Below are 14,647 nucleotides of genomic sequence, written 5' to 3' on the forward strand. Positions count from 1 at the left end.
ATCAGCCTCTGTCCGGCACTCGACTCCGCGTCATGCGGCCAGGCCGATCCAGCCATGGAAACCCACGTAGAGACCAACGCCGATGATCAACACGCTGGACAGATAGGGCGCGCGTCGAGCAACGGTGCCCAGCCATGGCCAGCGATTGGACGCTTGTTCAGCGCCAATGGCCGCAGCAGCTCCTACCGTCACCAACGTGATCGCCAAGCCGATGCTGAAGCACAGAACCAGCATGCCTCCCAGCGCAACCTCTTTGACCTGAAGACACAGCAGCAACACGGTTATGGCCGCAGGGCACGGAATCAGTCCGCCCGTCAGACCGAACATGACGATCTGGCCCGTGGTGACCTCACGGTTGGTGAAGCGTTTACGGATATCGTTGGCATGTGCACGTTCGTGCGCATCCTGATAGCCGTCAGCACAAGTCGTCATCAAGTGAACGTCTGCGGCGACCCGGGCGTGTCCGGTCAATGTCTTCAGGCGCCAATGCGCTGGCACGCCTTCTTTGAAAATCGACAATTCGACACGGCCATGGCCGGTATCGATTCGATGGGTTTCATCAGGGTGACCGTGGTCATGCTCGCCGTGTTGGTGGTGTTGGTGGTGTTCATCACGTTGCTCGAACTTGAACATCTGCTCGCCACGCCAGGTGCGCCACAGCATCCAGAGCGCAATCACGATGATCAATGCAGAGGACGCCAGCTGGAAGTACGGTTCAGTCGTTCGAGCGTCCAGACCTTTGCCCAGGTACATACCGCCGATGGCGACCAACCACACCACGGCGGTGTGCGACAGTGTCGCGGCCAGCCCCAACAATACGGCCTGTTTGACCGAGCCACGGATGGCCACGATAAAGGCTGCCATCATGGTTTTTGAATGGCCAGGTTCCAGGCCATGCAAGGCACCGAGCACGATCGCACTCGGGAAATACAGCCAGGCGTGAGCCCCGCCTTGTTGTAGTAAATCAGCAAAGTCGGGCATGGCAGACCTAGAGGTACTTGGTGATTTGCTTGAAGGCTTCCAGTGGTGCGCGCTCGCCATTATTCAAGGCCGAGACGGTGTCTTCCAGGCAGTGATCGATGTGATCCTGAATGAGCGTGCGCTTGGCTTGGCACACCGCTTTTTCAACCGCATGCAGCTGCTGGGCGATGTCCACGCACTGACGGCCTTCTTCGATCATGGTGATGATGCCGCGTAGATGGCCGTCCGCTCGTTTGAGACGCTTGATGATCGCCTCATGACTTTGGTGGGTATGGGGATGGTTATGTTCGTGCTCACTCATGACTCGAGCCTCAGGCTTCGATGAATTACGCTTGCATCCTATCCCCCCAGGGGGGATATGGTCAAACTCATCAAAGCCCTGCCAAACGATTTGAAACCGGAACGTCATGCTCGGCAGAACACTGACAGCCGCGGTGACAATCGCGCTTGCTCTCGCCATGTTTGTGGCCTGGGCCGGGCATACCTGTTCGTTGTCAGTGACCTGCGCGGCTCAATCGAACTATGGATCTGGCTGACTATTTCAAGCTGGTATCATTGAAAAATTTACAAGCTGAGCAGAAAAACATGAACCGTCGTAAAAAAATAAAGCAGCTATTAAAGGCTCACGCCAAAAAGGCCAGTGCCAAATTGGCACCGCCAAGCAAGGATAAATACATCAGTAAAGCTGACCGATTGAAACTGGCTGCTGAAGAATCCAGTCCTGACTCAATCGGTTCCGCCGAGAGCTGAGCGACGTGAAGAGCCTTTTTGGGGGGGGCGTTCACTGGTTTGTAGGCCACTGCATTTTCCAGCTTGGGCACGGTCCCTTGCAGGAGCCGGCTTGCTGGCGATGCTCGTTAACGATAACGCGTGCGATCTGGTTAAACGCGGCGCACTTGAGTCCATCGCCAGCAAGCTGGCTCCTACAGGTATTGCGTTATCAGTGTTTCCCGGGATTGCGTGAAGCATCAAAAAAAGCCCCGCACTTCAATCGAAGGCGGGGCTTTTTTGTCTGGCGGGCGTCACTGCACCGCGGTTACATCGCGGCCTGGAAAATCTGCTCGATCTGGTCCTGATTGGCGGGACGCGGATTGGTAAAGCCGCAGGCATCCTTCATCGCATTGGTGGCCAGGATCGGGATATCGTCGGCCTTGGCGCCCAGTTCGGCGAGGCCGCTCGGGATACCGACATCCAACGACAGTTTACGGATGGCGGCGATGGCCGCGGCGGCGCCTGTTTCCGCATCCAGATGCTGGGTGTCGACCCCCATTGCGTTGGCGATGTCTTTGAACCGGGCCGGGCATACGCTGGCGTTGAAGCTGGCGACATGGGGCAGCAGGATCGCATTACACACGCCGTGAGGCAGGTCGTAGAACCCGCCCAGTTGGTGCGCCATGGCGTGGACGTAGCCCAGCGAAGCATTGTTGAAGGCCATGCCGGCCAGAAACTGCGCGTAGGCCATGTTTTCCCTGGCGCTCATGTCGTCACCCTGGGCAACGGCAGTGCGCAGGTTGGCCGAGATCAACTCCACCGCCTTGAGTGCACAGGCATCGGTGATCGGCGTTGCCGCCGTCGACACGTAGGCTTCGATCGCGTGGGTCAGCGCGTCCATACCGGTGGCCGCGGTCAGGCCCTTGGGCATGCCTGCCATCAGCGAAGGATCGTTGACCGACAACAATGGGGTGACGTTACGGTCGACGATGGCCATTTTCACGTGCCGCACTTCGTCGGTAATGATGCAGAAACGGGTCATTTCACTCGCCGTGCCGGCGGTGGTATTGATCGCGATCAACGGCATCTGTGGCTTGGCGGATTGATCCACGCCTTCGTAATCACTGATGTGCCCGCCGTTGGCGGCGCACAGGGCAATGCCCTTGGCACAGTCATGGGGTGAACCGCCGCCCAGGGAAATAATGAAATCACAGTCGCTGCGACCCAGCAGTTCAAGACCCTTCTCGACATTGCTGACCGTCGGATTCGGTTTGGCGCCATCGAACAGGGTGGAGTTGATGTCCTGCTGGGCCAGCAGGCTGGCGACCTTGGCGGCCACGCCGGCTTTGGCCAGGCCAGCATCAGTAACGATCAGGGCTTTACGGAAACCATATTTGCGGATGGCGAGCATTGCTTCGTCGAGGCTGCCAATGCCCATCATGTTCACGGATGGAATGAAGAAGGTGCTGCTCATGATAAATCCTCTTTTATTCTGGAAACCCGGAAATCCGGTGAGGTCTTCTGCTCATATCGCAGGCTGGGAGGCTCGTTTGATTGTCATCATTGACGATGTTCAGCGGGGGCAGTGCTGCATCAAGTGTTCAGGCAGACCGTGGTTAAGATGCAGAGGTGAATGGGCCTTCGCAGCCGGTATCTTTTGACCATGGGATCGAGCCTAACCCCATGGCGCCAGACTGGAAGGCTCCTTTAGCGTTCATTGGTTCCTCCTTTAGTACTGTGCGCCCCGACAACGTTGGCGCGGACGGACGTCCCGTTCGCGACGCTGCTTGCTGCCGACCCACAAAGGAGTCCTCCATGCGAATCCTGTTCATGTGCACGGCCAATAGCTGCCGCAGCATTCTTTCAGAAGCCGCGTTCAATCACCTGGCGCCGCCAGGATTTGAAGCGGTGAGCGCCGGGAGCTTTCCCAAGGGGCAAGTGCTGCCGCGCAGCATGCTCAGCCGCAGATCGCATCCCGCCCCAGTGAACACAAGCCGCGCATCCTGCTGCTCTACGGCTCGACCCGAGAGCGTTCGTTCAGCCGCCTGCTGGTGGAAGAAGCCGCGCGCCTTTTGCAACACTTTGGCGCAGAGCGGGTGTTGGGTCGTTGGATGCGCATGGTCACCATCCCCAATCAATCGTCGGTGCCCAAGGCCTACATGGAATTCGACGAGGCTGACCGGATGAAGCCCTCGGCGTACTACGACCGGGTCGGCACGCTCTCCAGAGCAAGCAGTCAGTAAAGGCCGGTGGCGCTATCAGGTTCGCATACCGGAACCTGGTGCGCGCTGACCATGTTGTAGTTGAGCATGAAGCCAACGCCGCCCTCAGACTCCATCACTTGCGCCACCCAGCCAATAGGGTTGATGAACAATGAATTGTCGTGGTTCAACACTCCGACAGCGGCAGTGGTCTCATCAAAATCCCAGACCACATCGCCCCAGTGCCAGCCTTGACCTGCTACGTACTGGCTGCCTAGCAACGCGCCAAGCGCAAATATTTCGCCCTCGGGCAGCGTTGTGCCATTCGCTTTGCAATCACGCACCCGCTCCGTAATCGCCGCAACCACATCAACCGAAGCATGATCCTGAGTAAGGCTCAGTAAGTCGAGCCCCTGTTGGCTCAACACTTTGAGCTCCTCTGCCAACCCGGCAGGCACCTTGCTGATTTCAGCCATTTTTATTCCTTTGTTTAAAAACCTGCGTCCAAATTCAATATTGGCACAACGGATTGGTTTTGGCTTGTAGGCCTCATTAGCGGGTACTGAGTACTCGAAGGGTTGCAATGGGTCGTTTTCTACCTCTCACCAAGGGCAGCTATCGGCTGTGATCATTCAGAGCGCCCATACAGCGCGAAGCACGAAGCCTCTTAATCGCATATAAGCCGGTTAGTTGATTTAAATCAGTTCGGTCTGTAACGGCAGCGTGAAAACTCAAGCGAGATTGAAAAACGTTGCCCGGATCCAGCAGGAAAAGCCCTGGCCCTCTAGCCAATAGAGGGAAGGATCGGCAACCACAGATGTTGCTTTTACCTACTACTGTTACATGGCTTGGCTGAGCAGCAATCCATGTGTACTGGCAACCCGGCGATGTCGAAAAATAAAGTTGACTCAACGGTACTACGCACATTCTACGCAGCAACAATTTACGAAAAATCAGCGTACTCAGTGCAATTGCTCTTCTGGAGAAATCGCCATGAAACGAACCGTAATGCTGCTCGCCGCCTCCAGTATTTTTTTTTCGTCGATCACAGCCTTTGCGCAATCCAGTCAACCCAACATCCTCGTCATTTGGGGGGATGACATTGGCATAGAAAATATCAGCTATAACAACCGCGGGATGATGGGTTACCAGACGCCTAACATCGACCGTATCGCCAAAGAAGGCTTGGGCTTCACCGACTACTATGCCCAGCAAAGCTGCACCGCCGGACGTGCGGCCTTCATCGGTGGCTCCGTCCCCATCCGCAACGGAATGACCAAGGTTGGCCTACCTGGTGCTAAGGAAGGCTGGCAGAAGACCGACATCACCATGGCCACGGTCCTCAAGAGCCAGGGCTACGCCACTGGCCAATTCGGCAAGAACCATCAGGGTGACCTGGACGAGCATTTGCCCACCATGCATGGCTTCGATGAGTTCTTCGGCAACCTCTACCATTTGAACGCACAAGAGGAACCAGAGAACCAGGATTATCCGAAAGACCCTGCATTCCTGAAGAAATACGGACCGCGCGGTGTGATCCATAGCTTCGCTGATGGCAAAGGTGGCCAGACTATCCAGGATACCGGCCCACTCACCAAGAAACGCATGGAAACAATCGATGACGAAACCGTCGCCGCCGCCAAGGAGTTCATTACGCTTCAAGCCAAAGCCGGCAAGCCGTTCTTCGTGTGGTGGAACGGCACACGCATGCACTTTCGCACCCATGTGAAGGCAGAACATCGCGGTATTTCCGGCCAAGATGAATACAGCGACGGCATGGTCGAGCACGACATGCAAGTTGGCGAACTGCTCAAGGTCATCGACGACCTCGGACTCGCCGACAACACCATTGTTCAGTATTCAACGGATAACGGTCCGCACTACAACAGCTGGCCTGATGCAGGCACCACACCCTTCCGTAGTGAAAAGAACACCAACTGGGAAGGCGCCTATCGGGTGCCGATGCTTGTACGTTGGCCTGGCCATTTCCCGGCGGGCGCCACGCTTAATGGCATCGTTGCGCACGAAGACTGGCTACCAACTTTTGCAGCCGTCGCCGGGGTGGCGGACATCAAGGAAAAGCTGCTCAAAGGCACAGACCTTAATGGTCGTCACTACAAGAACTACATCGATGGCTACAACCAGCTCGATTACTTCACTGGCAAGACAAAAGAGTCTGCACGCAAGGAATTCATTTATGTGAATGACATCGGCGAAATCGTCGCCGCTCGCTTCCAGGACTGGAAGATTGTCTTCATGGAAAACCGCGCACAAACCATGAGCCTCTGGCGTGAGCCGTTCGTCGAGCTGCGTGCACCGCTGATCTTCAACCTGCGTCGCGATCCGTTCGAGAAAGCCCAGCACAACTCCAACACCTACAACGATTGGTGGATCGATCACGTTTACGCGATCGTGCCGATCACCGAAATGGTCGGCAAGTTCCTGATGACCATGAAGGACTACCCACCGAGTCAGACGCCAGGCTCGTTCAACCTGACGAAGATGCAGAAACAGATCGAAGATATGTCGACGGGAAAACAATAATGATGTCTACGCAATGACACGCTAAGCCGCACCCGTTTCACTGGGTGCGGCTTCTATTATTGAGAGCCGCATCCATGAAGACTATGCGTATACAAACGGTCCTGGCCGCCCTATTGGCTTGTGTACTGGCGTTTACCGCGATCGGCGTACAGTCCGCTGATCCGCTTCCCTCCTGGAACGATGGCAAAGCCAAGCAGGCCATCGTCACTTTTGTCGATAAAGTCACCAAGCCCGACTCCCCGGACTTTGTGCCGGTGCCGGAACGCATTGCCACGTTCGATAATGACGGCACGCTCTGGAGCGAACAGCCCCTTCCCGTTCAGCTGTACTTTGCGCTTGATCAAGTAAAGGCGCTTAGCAATCAACATCCTGAGTGGAAGACTCAGGAACCGTTCGCATCGCTGCTCAAGGGTGACTTGAAAGCGGCTCTGGCGGGGGGCGAGCACGCGCTGCTTGAGATATTCATGGCCACCCACACGGGGATGACCACGATGGAGTTCGAGCAGATCGTCAAGGACTGGATCGCGACGGCGAAAAATCCGAAAACCGGCAAGCGCTTTACCGAAATGACCTATCAACCCATGCTCGAACTGCTCGACTACTTGCGAGGGAATGGCTTCAGGACCTTCATCGTCTCCGGTGGCGGCATCGAGTTCATGCGGCCGTGGGCCGAGCAGGTTTACGGTATCCCGCCCGATCAGGTCATTGGCAGCAGCGTCAAAACGAAATTTGAGCTGCGCGATGGTAAGCCCGTACTCGTGCGCCTACCGGAACTCAACTTCATGGATGACAAGAGCGACAAGCCGGTTGGTATCAATCAACACATTGGCCGCCGCCCGATCGCCGCTTTTGGTAACTCTCGCGGTGACAAAGAAATGTTGGAGTACACACAAGGTGGCAGTGGTTTGCGATTCGAACTGCTGGTGCTGCACGATGATGCACAACGCGAATTTGCCTATGGTCCGGCTCGTGGATTGCCAGACGTCAAACTGGGTGCTTTCCCACCCGCACTGGATGAACAGGCGAAAAAGAGCGGGTGGACCGTTGTCAGTATGAAGAGTGATTGGAAAACCGTTTTCCCAGCCGCGCAGTCCGAGGTCACAGCAATCGACATCCTCCTTGAGCCGGACAGCAAGATGCTCAAGTACTCCGACGCCAATAACGCCCGCCTGCTCGCAGTGTTCCCGAAAGGTTTCGCCCTGGATGCCGAACACCGTCCACATATCACGCTGACTCAGCGCTTCGTCCGTACTGAGGACCTTGACAAGGTCTATGCCGCTGCGGAGAGGGTTCTGGTTGGCGCCAACGTCAAAGCCATGAAGCTGGAGGCGTTCAAATACTACTACGCTCCCGCTGGAGCGCTCGGGGTCGCCGGAATTTGCGCAAGACCGACGCCAGAAATCATCAAGCTGCAAGCGGACATCATTGCCGCGGTGGAGCCTTTCACGGTTGAATCCGGCCCTATCGGTGCTTTTACTGCTACACACGACGATCCCGCCAGTGACGCGGCGCTCATCCAATACGTATCAACATTCGTCCCGAAGATGTCTGGCGAGAATTTCAATCCCCATGTGAGCACAGGCGTTGCACCTCGCGACTATCTCGACAAGATGAATGCAGAGCCGTTCCAGTCATTTGTTTTCTCGCCCGCTGGCGCAGCGGTCTATCAGTTGGGGCCTTTCGGTACCGCTGCAAAAAAACTCAAAGCATGGGATCTGAAACTTTAAAACGCTAAAAGGTAGCCGTAGCTACCTGCCAGGAATCCACCACGGGTCGTTACTTCTCTGGGAAACCGGGCATGAGTGATTGAATAGCCCTCAAATTCGTAGACACATCTGAATGACTGCTTTTGGCTGTGGATTCAACCTGTCTCCACCGTCAGCTTTGGGTCGGATCAAGCCCTTCGCGGCCGGCAACAGTCGGCAAAAGCAGTCACTCACACAGTCAAGCGATCAACAGTAACGCTACAACCCTTTCTCCACAGTTATTTTTTCAATCAGGTGCATCCAGTTAACCCTCCCGCGGGTAGTACAGGTAGTAGCCATAGCTGCTGAACTGACCACTTTCTGGAGAGATTTGCATGAACGCTAAACGATACCTGTGCTTTGTTAGTACTGCGCTTGCAGCTACCTGCTTGTTGGTCAATGTGCCAGCTGCCTATGCGCAAACAGACCTGCCCGACACCATCAAGGTCCCGGACGGTCACAAGATCGCGCTGGAGACCGTGGGGACGGGCGAAATCACGTATGAGTGCCGCGACAAGGCTAACGCCGCTGGCCAGACTGAGTGGACTTTCGTCGGCCCCAAAGCGGTACTCAATGATCGCAACGGCACACAGGTCGGCACTTACTTCGGACCGCCCGCTACCTGGCAAGCCAAAGACGGCTCTAAAATCACAGGGACACAACTGGCAGTTGCCCCCTCAGGCACCGGCGACCTCCCCTATCAGTTGGTCAAGGCCAACCCTGCTGAGGGTAAAGGCGCGATGAACGGTGTCAGTTACATCCAGCGGGTGGCCATTAAAGGGGGCGTAGCGCCCATGACCGAATGCTCCGCCGCAAACAGAGGCAAACGGGAAGTAGTGAAATATCAGGCTGACTATATTTTTTGGGCAGCCAACTAAGCCAACGACCCAGTCCAGGTTGTCGGCGCACAAGTCGTCTACTCTTCTTCGATGCAACCCCAGCCCTATGGCTGGGGAATTTACCACCTGCTGATGGCTGAAAACCTTGTCCTTGCCTGAGCCCTGTTTTGACTATGAAGCCTGCCTGAGTGCTTGCGCCCGAGGCGAGCAGCAGGCACTGCGGGAATTGTATGAGCAGGAAAGTGCTCGTCTTTTGGGTGTTGCCAAGCGCATCGCTCGTGATAACGCCCTGGCCGAAGACATCGTGCACGATGTCTTTATCAAGATTTGGACCCGTGCCGCCAGTTTCGATCCAGCGAGAGGCTCTGCGCGTGGCTGGATTTTCAGCGTAACGCGGCATCTGGCGCTCAACTTCATGCGTGATAGCGCCAGGGAGGTACAAGTAAGTGAACAGCGGGAAACAGCACTGCAAGATTCAGCGTCCATGGAGGCATCGCTGGAGAATGTGGATGCCTTCGATTATCGAGCCCGTTCAGGGCGTATTTATGTGTGCCTCGAGCAACTGGAGCCGGCGCGTCGCAACTGCATCCTTCATGCGTATGTCGACGGCTATTCGCACTCAGAAATTTCACAGAAACTGGGCGCACCGCTGGGGACCGTCAAAGCCTGGATCAAACGCAGTCTGGTGGCATTGCGGGAGTGCATGGGATGACCATAAGCCCACAGGATGACAGCCCCGACAACATTGAAGAGCTGGCGAGTGAGTATGTGTTAGGCACGTTGTCGGCAGCGCGTCGTAGCGAAGTACAAAAGCGTCTTGCTCATGACGCCGATTTGCGAGCGGTTGTGGATGCATGGGAACAACGTTTGCTTGCGTTGACCGAACTGGCTGAACCGCAAACACCTACGGCATTACTCTGGGGGCGTATCGAGCGCAGCTTGAACGGCATTGACCGGCGAGCTTCACGAGTGACGGCCACCGCGCAGCCAATCTCATGGTGGAACCTTCTGCCGCTATGGCGTGGGCTGGCGGGGACAGGTCTGGCCGCAGCGTTGTTGCTCGGAACAATGCTGCTGACACAAACAGCTCCGGTGAAACAGACCACCTACCTGGTCGTTCTGGTGGCTCCCCAGAACCAGGCGCCCGGCTGGGTCATTCAGGCCAGCAGCCCAAGAGAAATCCAGCTGATACCGTTGGGGGTCGCTCAAGTCCCAACCGACAAAGCACTTGAGTTCTGGACCAAGGGGGATGGCTGGCAAGGTCCGGTATCCCTTGGACTGGTCAAACCTGGGCAAACGCTTTCTGTCCCCTTGGATCGATTGCCGCCGCTGGAGCCCAACCAACTCTTTGAGTTGACTCTGGAAAACCCCAATGGATCGCCGACTGGGAAACCCACAGGACCGATTCAGTTCATTGGACGGGCCGTTAAAGTGATCTGAGCGAGCGCTTTGGATGAAAAGGCCGCTGAGGCGGCCTTGTTCGCCTCTCACATCTCTACCTGAGTGCCCAGCTAAATCAACTGTTCAGTGGCAATTTGAAATACTTCAGGTGCTGTTGGCGTTTTTCAGCATAACCGTGAAGAAAGCACACCGGTGGTCACTCGCCCTGTATGACTGCTGTGGAGCGCTTATGGCCAACAGCTACCTGTAGTAGTTCGATACACCACATAAACAGGACTGACAGCACTTTCACAACCTTGGACACACCCAACTCCTTTTGATCCCCGATCGGCTACCAAGTGGCTAGCGGTCAGTGAACTCAACCGCGCGGGCGGCAGATGCCCTCGCAGCCGACTATGCTTTCGCGGGCGCAACGCGCTCGCTGCGTTGCTCCTTCGGCCATCACATGGAAAGCAGGTCTATGAAACCGATTAGGTCTTTTGCTCCCGCTGTTGCCCTCGCCTCACTCATATCCACCGCCAGCTTTACGGCCCATGCAGCCGATGTGCCGCTGGGCAGTACTGCTCTGGAGAGACATATCATTACGCACGTACTGGCTGTCGATGCGGCCAACTATCAGGTCACTGTGGAAGGTCCCGACAAAAGCCAGGTACCCATCCAGCTCACCGACCAGGCCAAGGCCCTGCACAACCTGAAGGTCGGTGATAAGGTCGATATATATGTTATCCGCTCGGTTGCCTACACGCTCGACACTGATGTTAATAGCGATAGAGGTGTCAGCACCAAATCAGCGATTACCCGCGCCGACAAGGACTACCCTAATCCGGGCGGTGAGGCGTTTCGTCAGGTCAAGGTCACGTCGAAGATCACCGACATTGACTTGAAAAAGCATGAAGTGACCTTGCTTCCTCCAGAAGGAAAAGTGAAAGTTGTCAAGGTCGAGGACCCTGAGCTCCAGGCCCGCATGAAGAACCTCAAGGTCGGTCAGACGGTCGACGCCACCTACACCGAAGTGCTGGAAATCAAAACCTCACGCTAGCAACGTGCGCTGACCAGAGAAGGCCTCGCCGAAGACAATCTGCACAGTGCTGTGCTTGCACACTCTGGTTGGCGATCCGTCCTACCGTGCCGACCGGGACCGGTTATCCCCGGTCCCGGTCAAACACAAACAGTCGTTGATGACAGCATCTGACAAAAGACCGCAGTTCAGATTTGTCTATAAAGCCAGGGTGATTTCAGTTTCCTGGATGCATCCGACTGGCTGCTTTTGGCCGATTTCTGCCTGTCGCGACCGGCAGCTTCACGTCCTGAGGAAGTCAGTCAACCTTAATCGAGGTTCTTCAGGAGCGCCGCGCTTCCTCAAGGCATTCAAATAGGTGGTTTCATCGTAGAGGGTCACAGCTCAATTTCATGACGATGTTTGCGTGATATGAATGCGATTGTGCTGGTGGCAGCCAGCTGCGTTTTTCCAGTTTCTAGGCCATAGGTCGATTGGAGTAGGCATTAACAAACGGAAAAGGCTCTCTAGCTAGACGACACGGAGCAAACGCCCGTATGCTCTCGATTCCTTATCTGCATGGAATCCTTCGTGGACCCCAGCCCCGCAACACACATCCGCTGTCCAGATTCTGAATTTGGTCGTGCCACCAAATGATCGAAACTATCCCTACCCTCATTCTTGGCATCCTGGTCATCCTGGCGATCATCGCTGTAAACGGCTATTTCGTTGCGCAAGAATTTGCCTACATGGCGGTTGACCGTACCAGGCTCTCAGCATTGGCTGCTGCCGGTGATACGTCGGCAAAGCGCGCATTAGCCGTCACGAACCGCACAAGCTTTATGCTGTCGGGTGCCCAGCTTGGCATTACCGTAACAGGCTTACTTGTTGGTTATGTCGCTGAGCCCTTGGTTGGTGAGCCATTAGGCTTTCTGCTCGCAGGAACCGGTATTCCGCCCGACGCCAGAGTGGCCGTCGGTACAGGTATGGCCCTAGTTGCTGCTACGATTATCCAAATGATCGTGGGTGAGCTTTATCCGAAGAACCTTGCCATTGCGAACCCTGAGCCCTTGTCGCTCGGGCTTGCCCGCTCCACGCTCTTCTATATGTCGGCCTTCGGCTGGCTAATCAGTTTCTTCGACAAATCTGCCAATCTTCTCCTGAAGTTACTGCGTATTGAGCCGATTCATGACCTCGACGTGAGCGCCTCGGCAACCGATCTACCGCACATAATCGCGAACTCGCGTGACAGTGGCGACCTACCACGTGAGCTTTCACTCATGATGGATCGCATCCTCGACTTCCCGCAACGCAACGTCGAGCACGCTATGGTGCCCAGATCACAAGTCGACTGGGTTGAGCCAGATACGACGCTCGAAGAGCTGCGAGGGCTAATGGCGCGTGCTCACACCCGATACCCGGTGATTGACGATGATGATTCCCCTGTGGGTGTTGTACATCTCGCCGACGTGCTTGCACGTCTTTCCACGGGAAACAGTAATGAGACCGTTGCGTCGCTGATGAGACCTGCCAAGGTGCTGCCGACGCTGATGCTGCTGCCAGATGCTCTTGATCAGTTGGTTCAAACAACCGATCAGTTAGCTTGTGTTATCGACGAGTATGGTGGTTTCGCTGGAGTGCTTACGATTGAAGATCTCGCCATGGAAATCGTCGGTGAAATTACCGATGAGCATGACGCAGAAGTCGGCGATGCCATCGTGTCTGAAGGGGAAAACACCTGGACAATGGAGGGCGACGTTCACCTCGACGAGGTCAGGCGCATTATTGGTCACGACCTGCCGCGCGTTGATGTTGAAACAGTGGCAGGTATGCTGATCGCTGAGCTTGGCGCACTGCCTGGAGAAGGCGACACAGTCACCGTTGATCTACCTATCGATGCTGCCGAGCTGGTCTCCGACGAGCCGGTGAGATATCGACTCGAAGTTGATGTACTGCGTATTGAACGACATGTTCCGACTGAAGTTCGCATACGGCTGGTCAAAGTCTCTATGGCGGAGGAAGGGCAATGAATGATCCGCTGATAGTCACGATAGCAACAGTCGCGCTGATCGCTCTGAGTGGCTTGTTTGTTGTCATCGAGTTCGCGTTGCTCGGCGCTCGCCGGCACCGCCTTGAAGAGCTGGCCGTCAACAGTCCGTCTGCTCGTGCTGCGCTGCGCGGCATGAATGATTTGACGTTGATGCTTGCCGGTGCTCAGTTGGGCATCACGCTGTGTACTTTTGCCCTAGGTGCGGTGACGAAACCTGCGGTCGACTTATGGCTCGGCCCAGTGTTCATCGCGTGGGGCTTGCCTGAGTGGGCTGCTGGTGGCGCAGCTTTCGGCTTCGCGCTTTTCCTGGTGACATTCTTGCACCTGGTTGTCGGTGAGATGGCGCCCAAGTCCTGGGCCATTGCACACCCGGAAAGATCCGCTCTGGCAATTGGCATCGTTTCGCGCATCTATACCTGGCCGCTACGTCCGCTGTTGCGCTGGGTGAATCGAATCGCCAATCGTCTCGTAAAAGCCTCAGGTGTTGAGCCAGTTGAAAGCGCCGCAGTGGGTGGTCAGGATATTGAGACCATAAGGCAGCTCGTTGAGCATTCGGCGAAGGTCGGCACGCTACAGCCGCAGATGCAGCAGCAGATTTCAGGCCTGATCGACCTGGGCACGCTACCCGTCGAAGCTCTGCTAATCGAGGGAGAGGCGCTGGTTCACGTTACGCGGGATGCGACGGTGGCGGATGTCCGCACTGCGGCCATTCAGTCCGGGCACCTGCGCATTCTCGTGCTGGGAACCGAGGGCATACAACCCTCGGTGGTTCACGTACGCGACACCTTGCTTGAGCCAGAGACTCGGTTTGCGCATGAGCTTGCACGCGAAGCTTTTGTGCTTGATGCGAAAACCCCCGTCTATGAAGCACTTGCGCGCATGCGTAAATCGAGCATTCAGCTTGCTTTAGTCGTGAGCGCGGATCGCTTGCTGGGCGTTGTTACGTTGGCCGACATCCTCAAACGAGTGCTTCCTGCTGCCTCCAATACCTAACGGTCGCATGTATGTCATAAATGTTCGGGTGTTCCCGTAACCACTTGGCAGGTACATCTTGCTTGGTATAGACAGTTTTCAGCTTAGCTTCGTTGCTGATCGAGCTCATGACCCTATGCGGCTGAGCACGTATTGAAGCTGCTCACTGGTTATCTTTGGTTTAGGGCTGAATGACTTGAACGGCT

14 protein-coding genes and 2 pseudogenes are annotated in these 14,647 nt (G+C 55.8%); 12 read left to right on the forward strand and 4 right to left on the reverse strand.

All coding sequences use genetic code 11. The annotated features are described in order from the left end of the window. Window positions 1-30: 30 nt before the first annotated feature. Both BZ163_RS16860 and BZ163_RS16865 read right to left on the reverse strand, forming a co-directional pair. A complete protein-coding gene (locus tag BZ163_RS16860; protein ID WP_128871857.1) occupies window positions 31-981 on the reverse strand; it encodes a nickel/cobalt efflux protein RcnA in 951 nt (316 codons plus the stop codon). A gap of 7 nt (window positions 982-988) precedes the next feature. Further along, window positions 989-1,282 (reverse strand): metal-sensing transcriptional repressor, encoded by a 294-nt coding sequence (locus BZ163_RS16865; RefSeq protein ID WP_128871858.1) that lies wholly within the window; start codon window positions 1,280-1,282, stop codon window positions 989-991. Window positions 1,283-1,566: 284 nt separating this feature from the next. Here BZ163_RS16865 and BZ163_RS16870 point away from each other — a divergent pair, with 284 nt between their 5' ends. Both BZ163_RS16870 and BZ163_RS35715 read left to right on the forward strand, forming a co-directional pair. Further along, a complete protein-coding gene (locus BZ163_RS16870) occupies window positions 1,567-1,731 on the forward strand; it encodes a DUF2986 domain-containing protein (RefSeq protein ID WP_128871893.1) in 165 nt (54 codons plus the stop codon). 91 nt (window positions 1,732-1,822) lie between these two features. Next, on the forward strand, window positions 1,823-1,945 hold the full coding sequence (locus BZ163_RS35715) for a hypothetical protein (RefSeq protein WP_256579053.1): 123 nt from the start codon (window positions 1,823-1,825) through the stop codon (window positions 1,943-1,945). Window positions 1,946-2,017: 72 nt separating this feature from the next. Here BZ163_RS35715 and yiaY read toward each other — a convergent pair whose 3' ends face one another. Beyond that, window positions 2,018-3,166, reverse strand: coding sequence for an L-threonine dehydrogenase (gene yiaY, locus BZ163_RS16875; RefSeq protein WP_128871859.1), 1,149 nt, complete (start codon window positions 3,164-3,166; stop codon window positions 2,018-2,020). 341 nt (window positions 3,167-3,507) lie between these two features. Here yiaY and BZ163_RS16880 point away from each other — a divergent pair. Further along, window positions 3,508-3,648: pseudogene (locus tag BZ163_RS16880) on the forward strand (low molecular weight phosphatase family protein); the annotation flags it as partial. An 11-nt stretch (window positions 3,649-3,659) separates the two neighbouring features. Continuing rightward, window positions 3,660-3,905, forward strand: a pseudogene (locus tag BZ163_RS16885) (hypothetical protein); the annotation flags it as partial. 23 nt (window positions 3,906-3,928) lie between these two features. On the opposite strand, the gene BZ163_RS16890 reads toward BZ163_RS16885, so the two are convergent. Then, on the reverse strand, window positions 3,929-4,369 hold the full coding sequence (locus BZ163_RS16890) for a hypothetical protein (protein ID WP_168187376.1): 441 nt from the start codon (window positions 4,367-4,369) through the stop codon (window positions 3,929-3,931). A 532-nt stretch (window positions 4,370-4,901) separates the two neighbouring features. On the opposite strand from BZ163_RS16890, the gene BZ163_RS16895 reads away from it, so the two are divergent. The 8 genes from BZ163_RS16895 (at window position 4,902) to BZ163_RS16930 (ending at window position 14,462) form a co-directional block, all read left to right on the forward strand. Continuing rightward, on the forward strand, window positions 4,902-6,437 hold the full coding sequence (locus tag BZ163_RS16895) for an arylsulfatase (RefSeq protein ID WP_256579049.1): 1,536 nt from the start codon (window positions 4,902-4,904) through the stop codon (window positions 6,435-6,437). A 74-nt stretch (window positions 6,438-6,511) separates the two neighbouring features. Further along, window positions 6,512-8,164 (forward strand): HAD family phosphatase, encoded by a 1,653-nt coding sequence (locus tag BZ163_RS16900; protein ID WP_128871860.1) that lies wholly within the window; start codon window positions 6,512-6,514, stop codon window positions 8,162-8,164. A 353-nt stretch (window positions 8,165-8,517) separates the two neighbouring features. Then, the gene (locus tag BZ163_RS16905; RefSeq protein ID WP_128871861.1) at window positions 8,518-9,060 is read left to right on the forward strand and encodes a DUF3455 domain-containing protein; all 543 of its coding nucleotides are present in this window, start codon (window positions 8,518-8,520) and stop codon (window positions 9,058-9,060) included. 106 nt (window positions 9,061-9,166) lie between these two features. Then, complete coding sequence (locus tag BZ163_RS16910) at window positions 9,167-9,733, forward strand: sigma-70 family RNA polymerase sigma factor (RefSeq protein ID WP_371916813.1); 567 nt, start codon at window positions 9,167-9,169, stop codon at window positions 9,731-9,733. Further along, window positions 9,730-10,461, forward strand: a complete 732-nt coding sequence (locus tag BZ163_RS16915) for an anti-sigma factor domain-containing protein (RefSeq protein ID WP_128871862.1) — start codon at window positions 9,730-9,732, stop codon at window positions 10,459-10,461. The genes BZ163_RS16910 and BZ163_RS16915 overlap by 4 nt, the downstream gene beginning before the upstream one ends. 421 nt (window positions 10,462-10,882) lie before the next feature. Next, window positions 10,883-11,461 carry a hypothetical protein gene (locus tag BZ163_RS16920; protein ID WP_128871863.1) on the forward strand — a complete coding sequence of 193 codons (579 nt, stop codon included), beginning with the start codon at window positions 10,883-10,885 and terminating at the stop codon, window positions 11,459-11,461. Between the two features lie 611 nt (window positions 11,462-12,072). Next, a complete protein-coding gene (locus tag BZ163_RS16925; RefSeq protein WP_128871864.1) occupies window positions 12,073-13,449 on the forward strand; it encodes a hemolysin family protein in 1,377 nt (458 codons plus the stop codon). Further along, the gene (locus BZ163_RS16930; protein ID WP_128871865.1) at window positions 13,446-14,462 is read left to right on the forward strand and encodes a CNNM domain-containing protein; all 1,017 of its coding nucleotides are present in this window, start codon (window positions 13,446-13,448) and stop codon (window positions 14,460-14,462) included. Before BZ163_RS16925 ends, BZ163_RS16930 begins: the two co-directional genes overlap by 4 nt. The last annotated feature ends 185 nt before the right edge of the window (window positions 14,463-14,647 follow it).

Origin of the sequence: Pseudomonas sp. VI4.1, assembly GCF_002029345.1 — a bacterium.
Lineage (GTDB): Bacteria > Pseudomonadota > Gammaproteobacteria > Pseudomonadales > Pseudomonadaceae > Aquipseudomonas.

What these genes read in the sequence shown, in the direction of transcription:
- BZ163_RS16930 (WP_128871865.1), top strand. Translation starts at nt 13,446, where the DNA reads ATGAATGATCCGCTGATAGTCACGATAGCAACAGTCGCGCTGATCGCT.
- BZ163_RS16870 (WP_128871893.1), top strand. Translation starts at nt 1,567, where the DNA reads ATGAACCGTCGTAAAAAAATAAAGCAGCTATTAAAGGCTCACGCCAAA.
- BZ163_RS16860 (WP_128871857.1), bottom strand. Translation starts at nt 981, where the DNA reads ATGCCCGACTTTGCTGATTTACTACAACAAGGCGGGGCTCACGCCTGG.
- BZ163_RS16915 (WP_128871862.1), top strand. Translation starts at nt 9,730, where the DNA reads ATGACCATAAGCCCACAGGATGACAGCCCCGACAACATTGAAGAGCTG.
- BZ163_RS16900 (WP_128871860.1), top strand. Translation starts at nt 6,512, where the DNA reads ATGAAGACTATGCGTATACAAACGGTCCTGGCCGCCCTATTGGCTTGT.
- BZ163_RS16895 (WP_256579049.1), top strand. Translation starts at nt 4,902, where the DNA reads ATGCTGCTCGCCGCCTCCAGTATTTTTTTTTCGTCGATCACAGCCTTT.
- BZ163_RS16925 (WP_128871864.1), top strand. Translation starts at nt 12,073, where the DNA reads ATGATCGAAACTATCCCTACCCTCATTCTTGGCATCCTGGTCATCCTG.
- BZ163_RS16865 (WP_128871858.1), bottom strand. Translation starts at nt 1,282, where the DNA reads ATGAGTGAGCACGAACATAACCATCCCCATACCCACCAAAGTCATGAG.
- BZ163_RS16905 (WP_128871861.1), top strand. Translation starts at nt 8,518, where the DNA reads ATGAACGCTAAACGATACCTGTGCTTTGTTAGTACTGCGCTTGCAGCT.
- yiaY (WP_128871859.1), bottom strand. Translation starts at nt 3,166, where the DNA reads ATGAGCAGCACCTTCTTCATTCCATCCGTGAACATGATGGGCATTGGC.
- BZ163_RS16890 (WP_168187376.1), bottom strand. Translation starts at nt 4,369, where the DNA reads ATGGCTGAAATCAGCAAGGTGCCTGCCGGGTTGGCAGAGGAGCTCAAA.
- BZ163_RS16920 (WP_128871863.1), top strand. Translation starts at nt 10,883, where the DNA reads ATGAAACCGATTAGGTCTTTTGCTCCCGCTGTTGCCCTCGCCTCACTC.